At 39.7% G+C, this 16152-nt stretch carries 19 protein-coding genes; 15 read left to right on the top strand and 4 right to left on the bottom strand.

Annotated elements, in window-relative coordinates; genetic code table 11:
* Window positions 1-715: 715 nt before the first annotated feature.
* Window positions 716-1210, top strand: a complete 495-nt coding sequence (locus CRYPD_RS01600) for a transposase (RefSeq protein ID WP_171004273.1) — start codon at window positions 716-718, stop codon at window positions 1208-1210.
* Window positions 1211-1234: 24 nt separating this feature from the next.
* Here CRYPD_RS01600 and thiS read toward each other — a convergent pair whose 3' ends face one another.
* Both thiS and CRYPD_RS01590 read right to left on the bottom strand, forming a co-directional pair.
* Window positions 1235-1435 (bottom strand): sulfur carrier protein ThiS, encoded by a 201-nt coding sequence (thiS, locus tag CRYPD_RS01595; RefSeq protein WP_138145817.1) that lies wholly within the window; start codon window positions 1433-1435, stop codon window positions 1235-1237.
* Window positions 1432-1701, bottom strand: coding sequence for a heavy-metal-associated domain-containing protein (locus CRYPD_RS01590; RefSeq protein WP_138145816.1), 270 nt, complete (start codon window positions 1699-1701; stop codon window positions 1432-1434). The genes thiS and CRYPD_RS01590 overlap by 4 nt, the downstream gene beginning before the upstream one ends.
* Before the next feature lie 105 nt (window positions 1702-1806).
* On the opposite strand from CRYPD_RS01590, the gene carA reads away from it, so the two are divergent.
* The 7 genes from carA to CRYPD_RS01560 are packed head-to-tail and all read left to right on the top strand — an operon-like array spanning window position 1807 to window position 8904.
* Complete coding sequence (carA, locus tag CRYPD_RS01585) at window positions 1807-2928, top strand: glutamine-hydrolyzing carbamoyl-phosphate synthase small subunit (protein WP_138145814.1); 1122 nt, start codon at window positions 1807-1809, stop codon at window positions 2926-2928.
* The gene (locus tag CRYPD_RS01580; RefSeq protein ID WP_138145813.1) at window positions 2925-3608 is read left to right on the top strand and encodes an MlaA family lipoprotein; all 684 of its coding nucleotides are present in this window, start codon (window positions 2925-2927) and stop codon (window positions 3606-3608) included. The genes carA and CRYPD_RS01580 overlap by 4 nt, the downstream gene beginning before the upstream one ends.
* Complete coding sequence (gene carB, locus CRYPD_RS01575) at window positions 3609-6818, top strand: carbamoyl-phosphate synthase large subunit (RefSeq protein ID WP_138145812.1); 3210 nt, start codon at window positions 3609-3611, stop codon at window positions 6816-6818.
* Between the two features lie 11 nt (window positions 6819-6829).
* Complete coding sequence (gene greA / locus CRYPD_RS01570) at window positions 6830-7306, top strand: transcription elongation factor GreA (protein WP_138145811.1); 477 nt, start codon at window positions 6830-6832, stop codon at window positions 7304-7306.
* Window positions 7307-7334: 28 nt separating this feature from the next.
* Window positions 7335-7499 (top strand): hypothetical protein, encoded by a 165-nt coding sequence (locus CRYPD_RS07840; RefSeq protein WP_171004272.1) that lies wholly within the window; start codon window positions 7335-7337, stop codon window positions 7497-7499.
* A 14-nt stretch (window positions 7500-7513) separates the two neighbouring features.
* On the top strand, window positions 7514-8248 hold the full coding sequence (locus CRYPD_RS01565; protein WP_244610229.1) for a phosphocholine cytidylyltransferase family protein: 735 nt from the start codon (window positions 7514-7516) through the stop codon (window positions 8246-8248).
* On the top strand, window positions 8245-8904 hold the full coding sequence (locus CRYPD_RS01560; protein ID WP_138145808.1) for a CDP-alcohol phosphatidyltransferase family protein: 660 nt from the start codon (window positions 8245-8247) through the stop codon (window positions 8902-8904). Before CRYPD_RS01565 ends, CRYPD_RS01560 begins: the two co-directional genes overlap by 4 nt.
* Window positions 8905-8938: 34 nt before the next feature.
* Here the strand turns inward: CRYPD_RS01560 and xerD are convergent, their stop codons facing one another.
* Together xerD and rplS are read right to left on the bottom strand one after the other, a co-directional pair.
* On the bottom strand, window positions 8939-9811 hold the full coding sequence (xerD, locus tag CRYPD_RS01555; RefSeq protein ID WP_138145807.1) for a site-specific tyrosine recombinase XerD: 873 nt from the start codon (window positions 9809-9811) through the stop codon (window positions 8939-8941).
* A gap of 61 nt (window positions 9812-9872) precedes the next feature.
* Window positions 9873-10226 carry a 50S ribosomal protein L19 gene (gene rplS, locus CRYPD_RS01550; RefSeq protein ID WP_138145806.1) on the bottom strand — a complete coding sequence of 118 codons (354 nt, stop codon included), beginning with the start codon at window positions 10224-10226 and terminating at the stop codon, window positions 9873-9875.
* A 313-nt stretch (window positions 10227-10539) separates the two neighbouring features.
* On the opposite strand from rplS, the gene CRYPD_RS01545 reads away from it, so the two are divergent.
* The 7 genes from CRYPD_RS01545 (at window position 10540) to CRYPD_RS01515 (ending at window position 16077) form a co-directional block, all read left to right on the top strand.
* Window positions 10540-11976 carry a glutamate synthase subunit beta gene (locus CRYPD_RS01545; protein ID WP_138145824.1) on the top strand — a complete coding sequence of 479 codons (1437 nt, stop codon included), beginning with the start codon at window positions 10540-10542 and terminating at the stop codon, window positions 11974-11976.
* Between the two features lie 139 nt (window positions 11977-12115).
* The gene (gene dsrA / locus CRYPD_RS01540) at window positions 12116-13420 is read left to right on the top strand and encodes a dissimilatory-type sulfite reductase subunit alpha (protein ID WP_138145804.1); all 1305 of its coding nucleotides are present in this window, start codon (window positions 12116-12118) and stop codon (window positions 13418-13420) included.
* A 47-nt stretch (window positions 13421-13467) separates the two neighbouring features.
* Window positions 13468-14541, top strand: coding sequence for a dissimilatory-type sulfite reductase subunit beta (dsrB, locus tag CRYPD_RS01535; RefSeq protein WP_138145803.1), 1074 nt, complete (start codon window positions 13468-13470; stop codon window positions 14539-14541).
* 13 nt (window positions 14542-14554) lie between these two features.
* Window positions 14555-14956 carry a sulfurtransferase complex subunit TusD gene (tusD, locus tag CRYPD_RS01530; RefSeq protein ID WP_138145802.1) on the top strand — a complete coding sequence of 134 codons (402 nt, stop codon included), beginning with the start codon at window positions 14555-14557 and terminating at the stop codon, window positions 14954-14956.
* A 1-nt stretch (window position 14957) separates the two neighbouring features.
* Window positions 14958-15362: a sulfurtransferase complex subunit TusC gene (gene tusC / locus CRYPD_RS01525; protein WP_138145801.1), complete on the top strand. Its 405-nt coding sequence runs from the start codon at window positions 14958-14960 to the stop codon at window positions 15360-15362.
* Window positions 15363-15374: 12 nt separating this feature from the next.
* Window positions 15375-15671, top strand: coding sequence for a sulfurtransferase complex subunit TusB (gene tusB, locus CRYPD_RS01520; protein WP_138145800.1), 297 nt, complete (start codon window positions 15375-15377; stop codon window positions 15669-15671).
* 82 nt (window positions 15672-15753) lie between these two features.
* Window positions 15754-16077, top strand: coding sequence for a TusE/DsrC/DsvC family sulfur relay protein (locus CRYPD_RS01515; RefSeq protein ID WP_090714860.1), 324 nt, complete (start codon window positions 15754-15756; stop codon window positions 16075-16077).
* The last annotated feature ends 75 nt before the right edge of the window (window positions 16078-16152 follow it).

The raw sequence follows: 16152 nt of genomic DNA, 5'->3' as shown, positions 1-16152 counted from the left end.
CGATTAAAAAGCCTAAGGGATTATTACATCCAGTGAGTAAAAAAGGCTAAAAAGAGAGAAATAAGGCTAAAAAAATCAGACAAACAAGGTGTTTTTTAGATTTTTATGGAAAAATACGGAAATTTTGAGCTATTTTTTTTGAAAAATTGCAAGGGTTGAAAATAGGATGGGGAATTATGAATTATGCAAAGGTCTTTATGAAAACAATTACCCTAAAAACCCAAGACAACTTTTTAATCAAAGAAGCCATAGATGAGGAATATCTGCCACCACCTTGGGAGAAAAAATGAATGTAGTTAGAGGCAGTATTTACCTAGCTAATCTCAAGATCAATTAGAATATGATTCAAATGTTGTTTGTAATTACATTCGTGCAATTGATATCAGCAAATTCACCTCAAATATGCTAACTAAACTCAATAAAAACGAAATGCAAGAAATTGAGGAAAAACTCAAGTAGATACTGACTTTTTACGATTAACCCATGTCAAGGTTGAACCTTGACAAAACACATTACCGTGTTATGATGTGCATAATTTGTTTTTAAAATTGATGCTAAGAATGGGAAATAGAAAAATTACCTTTGCAAACGATGAGTATTATCATATTTATAATCGCGGGGTTGATAAACGGGTTATTTTTAATAACCAAGAGCAATTGATGTATTTTTCAAAGGACTGTCTCTACTTAATGATGTAGAATCCAAATCAGGACCTTTGTCAAGGTTCAACCTTGACAGAAAGGCTGATGAGCAATTGGTTAATGTCGTGGCATACTGTTTATTACCAAATCATTTTCATTTACTATTGAAGCAAAATATTGATAATGGTATTGTCAAATTTATGCAAAGGCTAGGAACATCCTACACTATGTTTTTTAATAAGATGGAAGAGCGCTCTGGTAGTTTGTTTCAGGGTAGATTTAAGGCAAATCATTTGAGTGGCGATTATGCTTTATTGAATGTCGCTAGTTATGTTAATTTGAATTACAAACATCATGGAATTGACCCAAAGAAAACATTGGTTAAATCAAGTATTTTTGAATATTTAGAGAAAGAGGTAGGTGAATGTATTTGTAATACAGACGAAATAAACGAAATTATCGACCAAGCTCAAGGCTTAGAGGGGTATAAAGTATACGCTAAACAAGCGTCTATTGCTTTTGCTGATAACAAAAACATCCTTTTAGCAGAATCTGACTTTGAGTTTTAACTTGTCAAGGTTCAACCTTGACAATTAGCCACCACCAACGGCCTTAATAATTTCACAAATGTCACCTTCGTTTAAGGTGAATTTGGTGTGGTTTGATTTGGGGATAATAACTTTATTGACTTCTAAGGCGATGCGTTGGTTTTGATGGTTGAGTTTTGTGATTAAATCGGTGGCAGTGGATCCGCTGGCAACTTCAAACTGCTTGCCATTGACTTGTAAAATCATCTGTCTATTTTGCCAATGGCACAAGAAACAAAGGATTTAGCTTTAGCTTTCGCTGAGTCGAAGCCTTGCACTGAATCGATTTCAGGGTAGCCTAAACCAAGCAGAATTTTAGTTACTTCGTTGCGTTTAATGTCTTCAATATCAATATCAACTGTGCCTTGTTCGACATTTACTTTGGCACTTTCGGTGTTAAATTCTGTGTTGAGTTTTTTGGTGATTGTGCCTGCACAACCACCACATTTTATGTTTTCTACTGTAATTTGCATAGCACCCTTTATTCGGTTTTGAAGGTGTTATTATATCGTATTTGAATGTCATTAGGGCATGATGGTGTGGTAAAATTCTTGAAGTTTTTAACTTAGGAGTATTGAGTGTCACAAGTGGCCTTATTAGCATTGGAAGATGGATCGATTTTTCATGGAAAATCAATCGGCACTAGTGGCGAAACACTGGGCGAGGTGGTGTTTAACACCTCAATGACAGGCTATCAAGAAATCCTAACTGACCCTTCTTATGCGCAACAAATCGTTGCGCTGACTTATCCACATATTGGTAATACAGGCACCAATAAAGTTGACGAAGAATCTGCTGAGATTTATGCGGCTGGTTTGATTATTCGTGATTTACCACTGCTACAGAGTAACTGGCGTAATACAATGCCTTTGGATGAATATCTCCAGCTAAATAATATTGTTGCAATTAGTGGTATTGATACTCGTGCTTTAACACGCCATTTGCGTGAAAAAGGCGCACTCAAAGGCTGTATTGCGACAGGCGATGGTATTGATGAGGTGGCAACCGTTGAGAGAGCACAATCCTTTGCTGGACTCAAAAATATGGATTTAGCAAAGGTGGTGTCAACCAGTAAGCAATACGTATTTAATGAGGGCTCTTACTCACTTGAAAAAGGTGAATTCAACTCATTGAGTGCAAAATTTAGTGTGGTGGTTTACGACTATGGTGTGAAGAAAAATATTTTAAGAATGTTGGTAGACCGAGGTTGTAATTTAACTGTGGTGAATGCGCAAACGCCTGTTGCAGATGTTCTAGCGATGAAGCCTGATGGTGTGTTTTTGTCAAATGGTCCTGGCGACCCTGAGCCATGTGGCTATGCGATTGAAAATATTCAAACTTTGTTGGAAAGAGATATACCTATATTTGGTATTTGTTTGGGGCATCAATTGTTGTCATTGGCAAGTGGTGCAACTACGCAGAAGATGGTTGTTGGGCATCATGGCGCTAATCATCCAGTGCAAGATTTAGCCTCCAAGCAAGTGATGATTACTTCGCAAAATCATGGTTTTGCAGTATCGGGCGACAACCTGCCAGCACACCTTAAAATAACACACAAGTCGTTGTTTGATAATACCATCCAAGGCGTTAGAGTGGTGGGTAAGAAAGCATTTGGTTTTCAGGGGCATCCTGAGGCTTCACCAGGACCACATGATATGAGTCATTTATTTGATACCTTTATACAGGAAATGAGTCAATGAAAAATTTACTAACAGGCTTTTTGTTTTTGATACTTAGTTTTGCTGTCATGGCAGAAGAGGTTGATCCATTTGAAGACACCAATAGGGTAATTTTTGAATTTAACCAAGGTTTGGATGAGGCCATTTTTGAGCCAGTTGCTAAGACTTATAAGGATAATATTCCTGAAACAGCACAAAATCGAGTGAGTGATTTTTATTCTAATATCGATGATGTTGGAACGCTAGGCAATGAATTAGCTCAATTTGAGTTAGTCAATAGTGCTAATACACTGGGTAGAGTTTTAATCAATTCTACTATAGGGCTGTTAGGTTTGTTTGATGTGGCAAGTGCGATAGGTTTGGAAAAAACCAGCGAGGATTTTGGGCAAACCATGGCAGTTTGGGGTACATCAGAAGGTGCTTTCGTAGTATTGCCAGTATTAGGACCTTCAACATTGCGTGATGCAACAGGCAAGGTGGCAGATAGTTTAATGCATACTAAGGAAGTTAAATCATTAAACACGACAGAAAAAACACTTATGACAGCAACGCAAGCCATTGATACCCGTGTTAAATTATTGCCAGTAACCGACTTACTTAAGAAAGCGGATGACCCTTATATTGCAATGCGCTCTTCTTATTTACAAAAACGAAAGTATGATGTGCATAACGGCAATTTACCTGATGACGACGAGTTTTAGATGCCAAAAAGACAAGATATAAAAAGTATTTTAATTATTGGCGCTGGACCTATTGTTATTGGACAGGCGTGTGAATTTGATTACTCAGGCGCACAAGCGTGTAGCGCCTTGCGTGAGGAAGGTTACCGAGTAATTTTGGTGAATTCCAATCCAGCCACGATTATGACCGACCCACAAATGGCAGATGCAACCTACATTGAGCCGATTGAATGGCGCACAGTGGAAAAAATTATTGAGGTGGAAAAACCAGATGCCTTACTGCCAACTATGGGCGGACAAACGGCACTGAATTGTGCACTTGATTTAGAACGCCATGGTGTGTTAAAAAAGCATGGCGTGGAGATGATTGGCGCTAAAAAAGAGGCGATTGATAAAGCCGAAGACCGTGATTTATTCCGTGAAGCGATGCTTAAAATTGGCTTAGATATGCCCAAAGCAGCCGTGGCACATAATTTGGAAGAGGCATTTGCTGTGCAAAAAACGGTGGGCTTTCCAACCGTTATTCGCCCTTCTTTCACTATGGGTGGTTCAGGTGGCGGTATCGCTTATAACAAAGAAGAGTTTGTTGAAATTTGTGAACGAGGACTAGATCTTTCCCCGACCAACGAGTTGTTGGTTGAAGAGTCGATTTTGGGCTGGAAAGAGTTTGAAATGGAAGTAGTGCGTGACAGCAAAGACAACTGTATTATTATTTGTTCGATTGAAAATCTTGACCCGATGGGCATTCACACAGGCGATTCAATCACTGTTGCCCCTGCACAAACGCTCACTGATAAAGAATACCAAGTAATGCGTAACGCTTCACTGGCTGTTTTGCGTGAGATTGGTGTAGATACGGGCGGCTCAAATGTGCAATTTGCACTTAATCCAGAAGATGGTCGTTTGACGATTATTGAGATGAACCCAAGGGTTTCTCGCTCATCCGCTTTAGCCTCAAAAGCCACAGGTTTTCCGATTGCAAAAGTGGCTGCAAAATTAGCCGTAGGCTACACCCTAGATGAACTTGATAACGACATTACTGACGGTAAAACACCTGCCTCTTTTGAGCCAAGTATTGATTATGTAGTAACTAAAATCCCAAGATTTGCTTTTGAGAAATTCCCTAAAGCTGATGACAGACTCACCACACAAATGAAATCTGTGGGCGAGGTAATGGCCATGGGTTCAACTTTTCAAGAGTCTTTGCAAAAAGCACTCAGAGGTCTAGAAACCGATAAAGTTGGGTTGGATCCGATGGTTGATTTGAATGCCGATGATGCCCGTAATAAAATTCGTTCAGAGTGTATTACGGCGCGTGGTGAGCGTATTTTTTATCTGGCAGATGCTTTTAGATTGGGCATGAGTTTAGATGAAGTGTTTGATTTATCCAAGGTTGACCCTTGGTTCTTGGCACAAATTGAAGACATCGTGTCATCAGAAATGCAAATTAACGGCATCAATATTACTGATATTGAAGCAGATGATATGTTTGCTTTAAAGCGCAAGGGGTTTTCAGATGCACGCCTTGGACAGTTACTGAATTGCAATGAATCCTCCGTGCGTGAGCGTCGCAAAGCACTCAATGTTAAGCCCGTTTTTAAGCGGGTGGACAGCTGTGCAGCTGAGTTTGATACGCAAACGGCGTATTTGTATTCCACTTACCAGCAGCAGTGTGAAGCCAAACCAAACAACAAGAAGAAAATTATGGTTTTGGGCGGTGGACCTAATCGTATTGGACAAGGCATTGAGTTTGATTACTGCTGTGTGCATGCTTCCTTAGCGTTGCGTGAAGATGGTTTTGAGACTATTATGGTAAACTGTAATCCTGAAACGGTTTCTACCGATTATGACATTTCTGATCGCCTATATTTTGAACCATTAACGCTTGAAGATGTTCTTGCGGTGATAGATGTAGAAAACCCAGACGGTATTATTGTGCATTATGGTGGGCAAACGCCCCTTAAATTAGCAGATGCTTTAGAAAAAAGTGGCGCCAAGATTATCGGCACCAGCCCTGATGCGATTGATTTGGCAGAAGATCGTGAACGCTTTTCTAAAATGTTGCAAGAGTTAGGGCTTAAACAGCCCCTTAATGGCACAGCCCGTTCATTAGAACAAGCGCAAGATATTGCTGATGGGATTGGTTTTCCACTAGTGGTTCGTCCCTCTTATGTGCTAGGCGGTCGGGCAATGGAAATTGTGTATAACAAAGACAGCCTTGAACATTATATGCACACAGCCGTGCAAGTTTCAAACGACTCGCCAGTATTACTAGACTCATTCCTTGATCATGCTATTGAAGTTGATATTGATGTTATTAGTGACGGCGAAGATGTGGTGATTGGCGGTATTATGCAACATATTGAGCAGGCAGGCATTCACTCAGGTGATTCTGCTTGTTCGTTACCGCCTTACTCTTTAGAGAGTGAAGTTTTAGATGAAATGCGCACTCAAGTTATTGCCATGGCTAAAGCATTAAATGTTGTAGGCTTGATGAACACTCAGCTGGCGTATCAAGATGGGGAAATTTATGTAATCGAGGTTAATCCTCGAGCTTCACGCACAGTGCCCTTCGTTTCTAAAGCGATTAGCACACCACTTGCAAGTATTGCGGCACGGGTCATGGCAGGTAAAACACTCAAACAATTAGGTTTTACCAAAGAAATTATTCCAAAACACTTCAGCGTTAAAGAGGCGGTATTTCCGTTTAATAAATTCTTAGGCGTAGATCCGATTTTAGGTCCAGAGATGCGCTCAACAGGCGAAGTAATGGGTATTGGCAATGATTTTGCCTCGGCATTTGATAAGGCTCAGTTAGCCGCTGGCAGTCGCGCTCCTGAAAAAGGCAAAGTGTTTGTCAGTTTGCGTAAATTAGACAGGGATAACTTAGTTGATTTAGGAAGATGTCTAGTATCACAAGGGTTTAGTCTAGTCGCAACTCGTAGTAATAAAGAGGCGTTAACCGATGCAGGCTTAGAATGTAAAATGGTGAATAAGGTATCCGAAGGTTCGCCACACATTGTCGATATGATTAAAAATGATGCCATTGATTTGATTGTTAACTCAACCGAAGATACCCAAGGCGTTGAAGATGCTGCTGAAATTCGCTGTCAAGCTTTGGTACACAAAGTGCCGTTTACCACGACTGTGGCAGCGGCTTTTGCCATGCTGGATGGCTTGAAGGTTAACAAAAAACTAACCGTAAGAACGATACAATCACTAAATAATTAGGAGAGGAAAATATGGAAAATACCCCAATGACCGTTGCTGGCGCTAAAGCCTTAGAAGTAGAGCTACTCAATCTTAAAGATGCTGAACGACCACGCATTGTGGAAGAGATTGCCACTGCCCGCGCCCATGGCGACTTGAAAGAAAATGCCGAATATCACGCCGCTAAAGAAGAACAAGGCTTTATTGAAGGACGCATTAAAGAAATAGAATCTAAGCTTTCACATATGCAAATCATCGATGTGACCAAACTCAGCAAAGATGGCAGATGTGTATTTGGCACCACCATTACCTTGATGAATCTTGAAGATGAGTGTAAAATTACCTACCAAATCGTAGGAGAGGATGAGGCTGATATTGATAAAAACAAAATTTCTTGTTATTCGCCAATTGCCAGTGCGTTGATGAGTAACGAAGTCGGCGATGAAGTTACCGTCAAAGCCCCTCAGGGCGATATAAAGTATGAAATTTTAGAAATTCAATATATTTGAGTTTTCTTAATGAGACCTTTGCATAAATATGAATAATCATCAAAAATCCACTTTTCACCCGCTTGGCGATTTTTTAAACCCAGCCTTAGCCCTGCTAGGACAAGGTTTAATAAAATCACCAATCTGGCAAAAATTGAATTTTGCTAATCATCCCTATTTATGCAAAGGCCTCTTAATGATTAATTCTAAATAATGGAGAATAATTTTATGAAAGTTGAGCAACGAATTACCACAGTTGTTTTATTGGCTGCTGGTACAGGGTCTCGTCTACGACCGCTCACTCTGGATGCACCAAAATGCCTTACTATGATTAAAGGCAAACCTATTCTACAACATTTATTAGACACATTCCGTATTCAGGGTATTAAGAAAATAATTGTAGCAACGGGTTATTTGGAGCACCGTATTCGTGAATATTTAGAGCAACATGCCAGTGATATGGTAATAGAATATATTTTTAATGCTAATTATCAAACAACCAATAATATTTATTCTTTATGGCTGACTAGACAAGTTATTCAAGAAGATTTTATATTGATGGAAAGTGATTTGGTGTTTGATTCCAGTCTTTTAGATGATATGATGTATCCAAATCGCATCGCAGTATCAAATATTTTGCCTTGGATGAATGGTACAACAGTGTCATTAGATAATAATCATAAAGTCAATATATTTCATATGTCTGCTAATGTTTTAAATAATCCACATTATAAAACCGTTAATATTTGTAGTTTATCTTTAGGCAGTTGGTATAAAGTGCTAGATAGGTTAGATAATTATATTTCTGCAAAGAACCTTAATACCTATTATGAGGCTGTTTTTGCAGATTTAGTGGCAAATAAGACCCTGTCCTTTGAAGCTATTATGTTTGATGAAAAAAAATGGTATGAAATTGATACCATCGAAGATTTAGAGGCGGCAGAAAAACTTTTTAGTCGATGATCCACTTCTTATTTAAAAATAGTGCCAATATCGTTTCAATATTGGGCGTTTTACCTTTGGCTTTATTGTATTTAGATGATGGGTATCAATATTTACTCCCACTGATTGTTTTTAACAATGTCATGGATGACCTTGATGGTATTCTAGCGGCTAAACTAAACATCAGAAGCCGTTTTGGTGCTGATTTAGACAATGTTTGTGATGCAGTTGCCCATGTTGCTATAACGCTTGCATTAGGAGTGCACTTTGGTGGGGTGGTGCTTGTTGCTAGTATAGTTGCCTCAGGTGCAGTCATCCTTCGGGCAACCTCTAGGCTAAACCCTGACACTCTCAGTGGTGGTTCACCCACGAATGAGTTAATGCGTCATTTATTGTTTGTGCTACTATTGAGTAATATTTTTAACATAAATCCTGATTATATCTTGGTTGTCGTGTTGTTTTTAAACACAATTTCTATGTCATCGTCAAAGAAAATGACAGCAATGATTCGCAGTCAGGCCAAAACCGCATTATCTGTTGTATTGATTAATGTTTCATTGATAGTATCTTTATTATTGCCAATCTCAGCGCCTTATATTGCCATTGTTTTTTTTACAACTTACTTATATGCCTTTTTTGCCAGCAAGAGCGCTAATAACAATATAGAACAGCATTAAAATCTTCAAAAAAGAAGTCTTTAACCAATAAAGGTTAGCCACGAGGGTGGTGTTTGTAGTGCTGTGATTTGAGATGGGTGTTTTGAATATGGGTGTAAATTTGCGTGGTGGAAATATCACTATGCCCTAGCATTAACTGCACACTGCGCAAATCTGCCCCTTGTTGAACTAGGTGAGTGGCAAAAGCGTGACGCAAAGTGTGGGGAGACAAGGGTTTGTCAATGCCAGCTTTGGTGGCGTAGGCTTTGATAATGTAGAAGAAATTTTGTCGGCTCATGCCTACACCACGATTGCTGAGAAAATAAGCATCGGTTTGCCCTGATTTAAGCAGAAAAGACCTGGCTTTTTGTTCGTAAATAGTCAAATAATCCATTGCAATTTCCCCCATCGGTAGCATACGCTCTTTATTGCCTTTGCCGTGAATGCGAATGTATTCTTCGTTTAGGTTGATGTTGTGATAATCCAGATTAATTAACTCAGACACACGCAGTCCGCAGGAGTATAACAGCTCTAACATAGCACGGTCACGCACGCCAAAAATGGTTTTTTTATCGGGAGCACCTAATAATTGTTCAACTTCTGTAATATTTAAAAAGGTGGGGAGTTTTTGTGTTTGTTTTGGGTGGTGTAGTTTGTCGGCTGGATTGCTGTCAATTGTTTGTGCACTCAGTAAGTATTGATAAAATGTCCTGATACAGGTGAGTATGCGTGCTTGCGTGGCAGGGGTAAGTTGTCGATGTGCAAAATAATTGCTAATATCTTTGTCATCAACTTTTATTAATGGGGTATTGAGCCATTTTGAGAAGAGTTTCAGGTCTGAACGATAGGCACTGAGTGTGTTTTGACTAGCACCTGAGGAAAGCCAGTAGTGGTCAAGAAAGTTATCAATTAGTGTTAAATCATTCATTGGTTAAATTTTAGACAAAAAAATACCGGCAATTACCGGTATTTTTAAGAATAGGCAATGGTTATTTTTTAATTGCCAACTTTTCTTTAATTCTGGCTGCTTTACCAGTCAATTCACGAAGATAGTATAGTTTCGCTTGGCGAACTTTACCACGGCGTTTAACAGCTACAGAATCAATCATCTTAGAATGTGTTTGAAAAATACGCTCAACGCCTTCGCCGTGAGAAATTTTTCTAACTGTGAAGGCTGAACCGATGCCACGGTTTTTCTTGGCAATGACTACGCCTTCAAATGCCTGCAATCTTTCGCGTTCACCTTCACGCACTTTAACTTGGACAACAACCGTATCGCCTGATGAAAATTCAGGAATATCTGTTCTTAGTTGTTCGTTTTCAATTTGGTCAATTAAATTCATCGGCGCTTTCCTTTCTCTCGAATCTGTAAAAAAGGGCAATTATACAGTCATTACGATTATGAAACAAGGCGAATGAGCAGGGAGACCACTGTATTAATCCATTACAACTCTATGAGACGCATAAAATAGCACCTTTTTACCCAAAAACTATACAGCAATCTTTGTGGGAGGACAAATAACTGGCTATTCTTCTCATTTTTGGATAAAAATGCACTATTTTTTATATTCCCTAAGTCGCACTGGGTTAATGCAGTGGTCTCACAAGGCAAATTTATGGCATAATTATGTGCTTTATGTATCGGGTGAATTGACCATGGGAAAAGTAACTGGCTTTAAGGAATTTGACAGGAAAACTGAGGATTATCGTCCTGTTGAATTGCGTGTTAAAGATTACGGTGAAATTTTCACAGGCACGCATGATGTTGCGCATTTGCAAGAGCAAGGGGCAAGATGTATGGACTGCGGTGTACCGTTTTGTCAATCAGAAAATGGCTGCCCTGTTGACAACCTGATTCCTGAATGGAATGATTTGATTTATCATGATAAATGGCAAGAAGCGTTAATTCGCTTACATAAAACCAATAATTTCCCAGAGTTTACAGGACGAGTTTGCCCTGCACCTTGTGAAGGTTCATGCGTGTTGGGGTTGAACAATCCTGCCATTACTATTAAAAATATTGAACAAGCGATTGTTGATAAGGGCTTTGAAGAAGGTTGGATTCAGCCTTACCAGGTTGCGTATCGTACGGGCAAAAAAGTGGCAATTATTGGCTCTGGACCTGCGGGTTTAGCAGCAGCAGATGAATTAAACAAACTGGGGCATAATGTTGTTGTATTCGAGCGTGCCAGCCGTATTGGTGGTTTGTTGATGTATGGCATTCCGAATATGAAACTCGGCAAGGATGTGGTCAATCGTCGTGTGGATTTGTTAAAAAGTTCAGGGATTGAATTTATTACCAATGTTGATGTGGGCAGGGATATTAGCATTGAGCAACTACAAAAAGATTTTGATGCAATCATTTTCACCACAGGCTCAACACAGGGGCGTGATTTGCCGGTGGATAATCGTGATGCACATGGCGTGTATTTGGCGATGGAGTATTTGACCAAGAGCACCCAAAGTTTGCTAGACACTGGTAGTGCCGATAATTCTGATTTATCTGCCAAGGGTAAAGATGTGATTGTAATTGGCGGTGGCGATACAGGTACTGACTGCATTGGCACGGCGTTGCGTCAAGGGGCAAAATCAATTGTGAATTTTGAACTGATGGGCAAACCCCCTGTTGAACGGGCGGACAGTAACCCTTGGCCGCTGTGGCCGCTGATTTATCGGGTTGATTATGGGCACGCCGAAGTGGCAAAAGTGTTTGGCAAAGACCCAAGACAATATCATTTAATGACCAAATCATTTATTAAAGATGAAAACGGTAAAGTAACAGGGCTTAATACTATTAATGTTGATTTTAAAGAAGGGCAATTAATTGAGATTGAAGGCAGCGAAAAAACTTGGAACACACAATTGGTGCTTTTATCAATGGGCTTTGTTTCTCCCGAACATTATTTAAGCGATGATGCTAATATCAGCCTTGACGAACGAGGCAACTATCAAGCCAACTACGGCGAATACACCACTTCTCAAAAAGGTATTTTCACCGCAGGCGATTGTCGCCGTGGTCAATCTCTAGTCGTATGGGCAATCAACGAAGGGCGTGGCGTTGCCGTCCAAGTTAATCGTTATCTAACTGGCTAGTCTAATATATCCCCTAAGGGGTAGCCATAAATATTACTAATAAAGCAGGGTATTTTCTTGCATTTGCGTATAATTTCCTCTGTTCCAATTTCCTTTTCTTTGAGATTAGGGAATTTATTAAAACTATTGGAGAAATAAAATGGCAAAAGAGTTATATAACACACCCAACCTTGATGAGTTGGAAAATGGTCCATGGCCTTCGTTTGTAACAGGTCTTAAGCGTTTAGCGCAAGACGATCACGCAGGTGCAGGCATGGTTCGTGATGTCTTAGCAACACTAGAAACATCTTATGTGACTAAGAAAGGCTACTGGAAAGGTGGCACTGTTGGTGTTGTTGGTTATGGCGGCGGTGTAATCCCTCGTTTTAACGAACTTAAGGATGAAAATGGCGAGTTTAAATTTAAAGAAGCAGGCGAGTTCCATACTTTAAGAATTCAGCCACCAGCAGGTATGCACTATACCTCTAAGTTATTGAGAGACATGTGTGATATATTTGTTGATAATGGCGGTTCTGGTTTGATTGCATTCCACGGTCAATCAGGTGATATTATGTTTCAAGGGGCGACTGAAGAGACTACGCAAACTATTTTCAATGAACTTAATGATTATGGCTTTGATATGGGTGGTGCAGGTCCTGCAGTGCGTACAGGTATGTCATGTGTGGGTGCGGCGCGTTGTGAAATGTCAAACACCAATGAGCAAGCGGCATTAAGAACTTTAGTTAATGCATTCCTTGATGATATGCATCGTCCTGCATTGCCATACAAAATGAAATTTAAAGTTTCAGGTTGTGCAAATGACTGTATGAACTCTATTGAGCGTTCAGACTTTGCAACCATCGGTACTTGGAGAGATGATATTAAAATCAACCAAGATGCATGGAAAGCAATGGTTGCTGACAAAGGTATGGATTATGTGGTTGACAATATTACTTCTCGTTGTCCTACACAATGTATGAAAGTTAATAAAGACACTTCATTAACGATTGACAATAAAAACTGTGTTAAGTGTATGCATTGTTTAAATGCGACTTCGCCACTCACGCACAAATACATTAAAGATGCAGCAGAAGGCGCAATTTTAGCAACAGGCGATGACAAAGGTGTAACCATCTGTATGGGCGGTAAGCGCACATTGAAAATCGGCGATTTGTTCGGCACAGTTGTTGTTCCATTTATGAAACTTGAAACTGAAGAAGATTACGAAACAATCGAAGAATTGGCAGGTGAAGTGATTGACTTTTTTGCTGAAAATGCATTAGAGCATGAGCGTACTGGTGAAATGATTGAGCGTATTGGTATTGTTAATTTTATGGAAGGTATTGGCTTAGAAGTTAATCCAAACATGGTTGACTCGCCTCGTTATATGTCTTATGTTCGTATGGACAAGTGGGACGAAGAAGCAGTTAAATGGTTTGAAAACAAAGCCGAAGCAAACGCGTAATATCAACGCATAATCTTTATTATATAAAATATTTAGGAGAAATAATTATGGCTGAGCCAGTAAGAATGCCTATCGAATCAGGTTGCCCTGATCCTGTTCAATATATGCACCCAACTATGCGTCGCAACTATGGCGCATGGGCTTATCACGACCGTCCGCGTCCAGGTGTTTTGCGCCACACTTCAAAGCACAATGAAGAAGTTTGGACCGTTCGTTGTGGCACACAAAGACAAATGGATGTTTACACCATTAAAAAATTAGCAGACATTGCCGATGAGTTTGGTGATGGTTACATTCGTTTTACCATTCGCTCAAATGTTGAATTTATGGTGGACACTGAAGCCAAGGTAAATCCTTTGATTGAAGCACTAGAATCTGCTGGTTTTCCAGTAGGTGGCACCGGTCCAACGGTATCAATGATTTCACACACTCAAGGTTGGCTGCACTGCGATATTCCAGGCACTGACGCTTCAGGTGTAGTAAAAGCATTGATGGACGAATTGTATGAAGAATACAAAAAAGCAGAAATGCCAAACCGTGTGCATATGACGACTTCATGTTGTCAAATTAACTGTGGTGGTCACGGCGATATTGCGATCAATATTCAACACACCAAGCCACCTAAGATTAATCATGATTTAGTGGCAAATGTTTGTGAACGCCCAACGGTTGTTGCGCGTTGTCCAGTGGCTGCGATTCGTCCTGCAATGGTCAATGGCAAGCCTACTTTGGAAGTGGATGAGAAGAAATGTATCTGTTGTGGCGCTTGCTTCCCACCTTGTCCGCCAATGCAAATTAACGATCCTGAGCATTCTAAAATTGCTATCTGGGTTGGTGGCAAACACTCAAATGCACGAAGCAAGCCTTCGTTCCAAAAGTTAGTTGCAGCAGGTCTACCAAACAATCCGCCAAGATGGCCAGAAGTTGGTGCCGTGGTTAAGAAGATTTTAGCCGTGTATAAAACCGATGCCCGTGATTGGGAAAGAGTTGGCGAGTGGGTTGAGCGTATTGGCTGGCCAGCATTCTTTGAAAAGACAGGTCTACCGTTTACTAAATTTCATGTTTCTGACTGGAAAGGTACACGCCATCAGTTGAATTCATCTGCTTATATTCGTCTCTAAGGGATAGTTAAAAATGAAAATTTCTATTCAAATTAACGAAGGTCCTTACCAGCATCAAGCTTCTGATACAGCGTATCAGTTTGCTAAAGCGGCAATTGCTAAAGGACACGAGATTTTTCGCGTGTTCTTTTATCACGATGGCGTTGATAATGCTTCGCGTTTTACTGTTCCACCACAAGATGACAGAAATATTGTTAACAACTGGGCATCCTTAGACATTAAGAATGCTGATGGCGAACCTGAGTTAGTGGTTTGTGTGGCTGCTGCGCTTCGTCGTGGTATGTTGGATGAAGGCGAAGCAGGTAAGAATGGTATTGATGGTAATAATATTCACCCAGCATTCCGCATTTCAGGTTTGGGTCAGTTGATTGAAGCTGGCATCCAATCTGATCGTTTAGTGGTATTTGGAGACTAAGATGGCGATAAAGAAATTTATGTATTTAAACCGTAGGGCACCTTACGGCACTGTGTATGCATTAGAGTCATTGGAAGTGGTTTTAATTGCCGCTGCTTTTGATCAAGATGTATCTTTAGCGTTTATGGATGATGGTGTATATCAACTCGTTGAGGGTCAAAAAACTGATGGTATTGGTATGAAAAACTTTTCTAAGACTTTTCATGCGCTTGGCGATTATGACATTAACCAGTTTTTCGTGTCAGCAGAATCTTTAGAAGAAAGAGGACTGAGTGTAGATGACCTTATGCCTTTAGTATGGGAAGATGAAGATGACGACTGGGCAGAAAAACCAAGCATTAAGGTGGTTCCTAATGCTGAATTAACTAAAATTATGTCTGAACAAGATGTATGTTTAAGTTTTTAAGGAGTATTCATTATGCTACATACAGTAAATAAATCATCTTTCGAACGCAATTCTTTGCAGTCTTGCTTAAATACAATTGATGACAGCAGTGTCATTTTATTGATTGAAGATGGTGTGATTTCCGCTGCAAAGAATTCAAAATCATTCATGCTTGCTGAGCTTGCCACCCAAGGCAGAGTTTATGCGTTGCAAGGTGATGTTGAAGCACGAGGAATTTCATCAAAACTTGCCGATAATATTAAATTGGTTGATTATGCAGGTTTTGTTGATTTAGTAATTGAGAATGGAACTGCGGTTTCATGGGTTTAAGTTGTTGCAAAAATCTTTAATAACACCCGTTATTAATTTTTTTGGAATAATATTTTTTTAATTTAAATAATAGGAGTAAAAAATGGCTGATATTTTAGGCGCAGAAGTAGATGAAGAAGGTTTCTTGGTAGATCTTAAAGATTGGACGAAGGAAATTGCTGTAGAAATGGCAAAAGGTGATGATATTGATTTATCTGAAGAGCATTGGGATGTAATTAATTTCTTGCGTGATTATTTTGAAGAATATCAAATTGCACCAGCGGTTCGTGTATTAACCAAAGCAATTGGCAAGCAATTTGGTAAAGAAAAAGGTAACTCTAAGTACTTGTATTCTTTATTCCCGTATGGTCCTGGTAAGCAAGGTTGTCGTTTTGCTGGTCTGCCTAAACCAACTGGCTGTATCTAAATATTGGATTTGAGAAGCCCAAAGCTTCTTGATCAAATATTAATTGAAAGCACCCGTTTATTCGGGTGTTTTCCC

Origin of the sequence: Bathymodiolus heckerae thiotrophic gill symbiont (assembly GCF_900180345.1) — a bacterium.
Classification (GTDB): domain Bacteria; phylum Pseudomonadota; class Gammaproteobacteria; order PS1; family Pseudothioglobaceae; genus Thiodubiliella.
This window is presented reverse-complemented; position numbering and strand designations above follow the sequence as displayed.

Bases quoted from the DNA above. Each gene is read 5' to 3' on its own strand.
- thiS (WP_138145817.1), bottom strand. From the start codon at position 1,435: ATGATTTTACAAGTCAATGGCAAGCAGTTTGAAGTTGCCAGCGGATCC.
- CRYPD_RS01590 (WP_138145816.1), bottom strand. From the start codon at position 1,701: ATGCAAATTACAGTAGAAAACATAAAATGTGGTGGTTGTGCAGGCACA.
- CRYPD_RS01580 (WP_138145813.1), top strand. From the start codon at position 2,925: ATGAAAAATTTACTAACAGGCTTTTTGTTTTTGATACTTAGTTTTGCT.
- carB (WP_138145812.1), top strand. From the start codon at position 3,609: ATGCCAAAAAGACAAGATATAAAAAGTATTTTAATTATTGGCGCTGGA.
- greA (WP_138145811.1), top strand. From the start codon at position 6,830: ATGGAAAATACCCCAATGACCGTTGCTGGCGCTAAAGCCTTAGAAGTA.
- CRYPD_RS07840 (WP_171004272.1), top strand. From the start codon at position 7,335: ATGAATAATCATCAAAAATCCACTTTTCACCCGCTTGGCGATTTTTTA.
- CRYPD_RS01565 (WP_244610229.1), top strand. From the start codon at position 7,514: ATGAAAGTTGAGCAACGAATTACCACAGTTGTTTTATTGGCTGCTGGT.
- CRYPD_RS01560 (WP_138145808.1), top strand. From the start codon at position 8,245: ATGATCCACTTCTTATTTAAAAATAGTGCCAATATCGTTTCAATATTG.
- xerD (WP_138145807.1), bottom strand. From the start codon at position 9,811: ATGAATGATTTAACACTAATTGATAACTTTCTTGACCACTACTGGCTT.
- rplS (WP_138145806.1), bottom strand. From the start codon at position 10,226: ATGAATTTAATTGACCAAATTGAAAACGAACAACTAAGAACAGATATT.
- CRYPD_RS01545 (WP_138145824.1), top strand. From the start codon at position 10,540: ATGGGAAAAGTAACTGGCTTTAAGGAATTTGACAGGAAAACTGAGGAT.
- dsrA (WP_138145804.1), top strand. From the start codon at position 12,116: ATGGCAAAAGAGTTATATAACACACCCAACCTTGATGAGTTGGAAAAT.
- dsrB (WP_138145803.1), top strand. From the start codon at position 13,468: ATGGCTGAGCCAGTAAGAATGCCTATCGAATCAGGTTGCCCTGATCCT.
- tusD (WP_138145802.1), top strand. From the start codon at position 14,555: ATGAAAATTTCTATTCAAATTAACGAAGGTCCTTACCAGCATCAAGCT.
- tusC (WP_138145801.1), top strand. From the start codon at position 14,958: ATGGCGATAAAGAAATTTATGTATTTAAACCGTAGGGCACCTTACGGC.
- tusB (WP_138145800.1), top strand. From the start codon at position 15,375: ATGCTACATACAGTAAATAAATCATCTTTCGAACGCAATTCTTTGCAG.
- CRYPD_RS01515 (WP_090714860.1), top strand. From the start codon at position 15,754: ATGGCTGATATTTTAGGCGCAGAAGTAGATGAAGAAGGTTTCTTGGTA.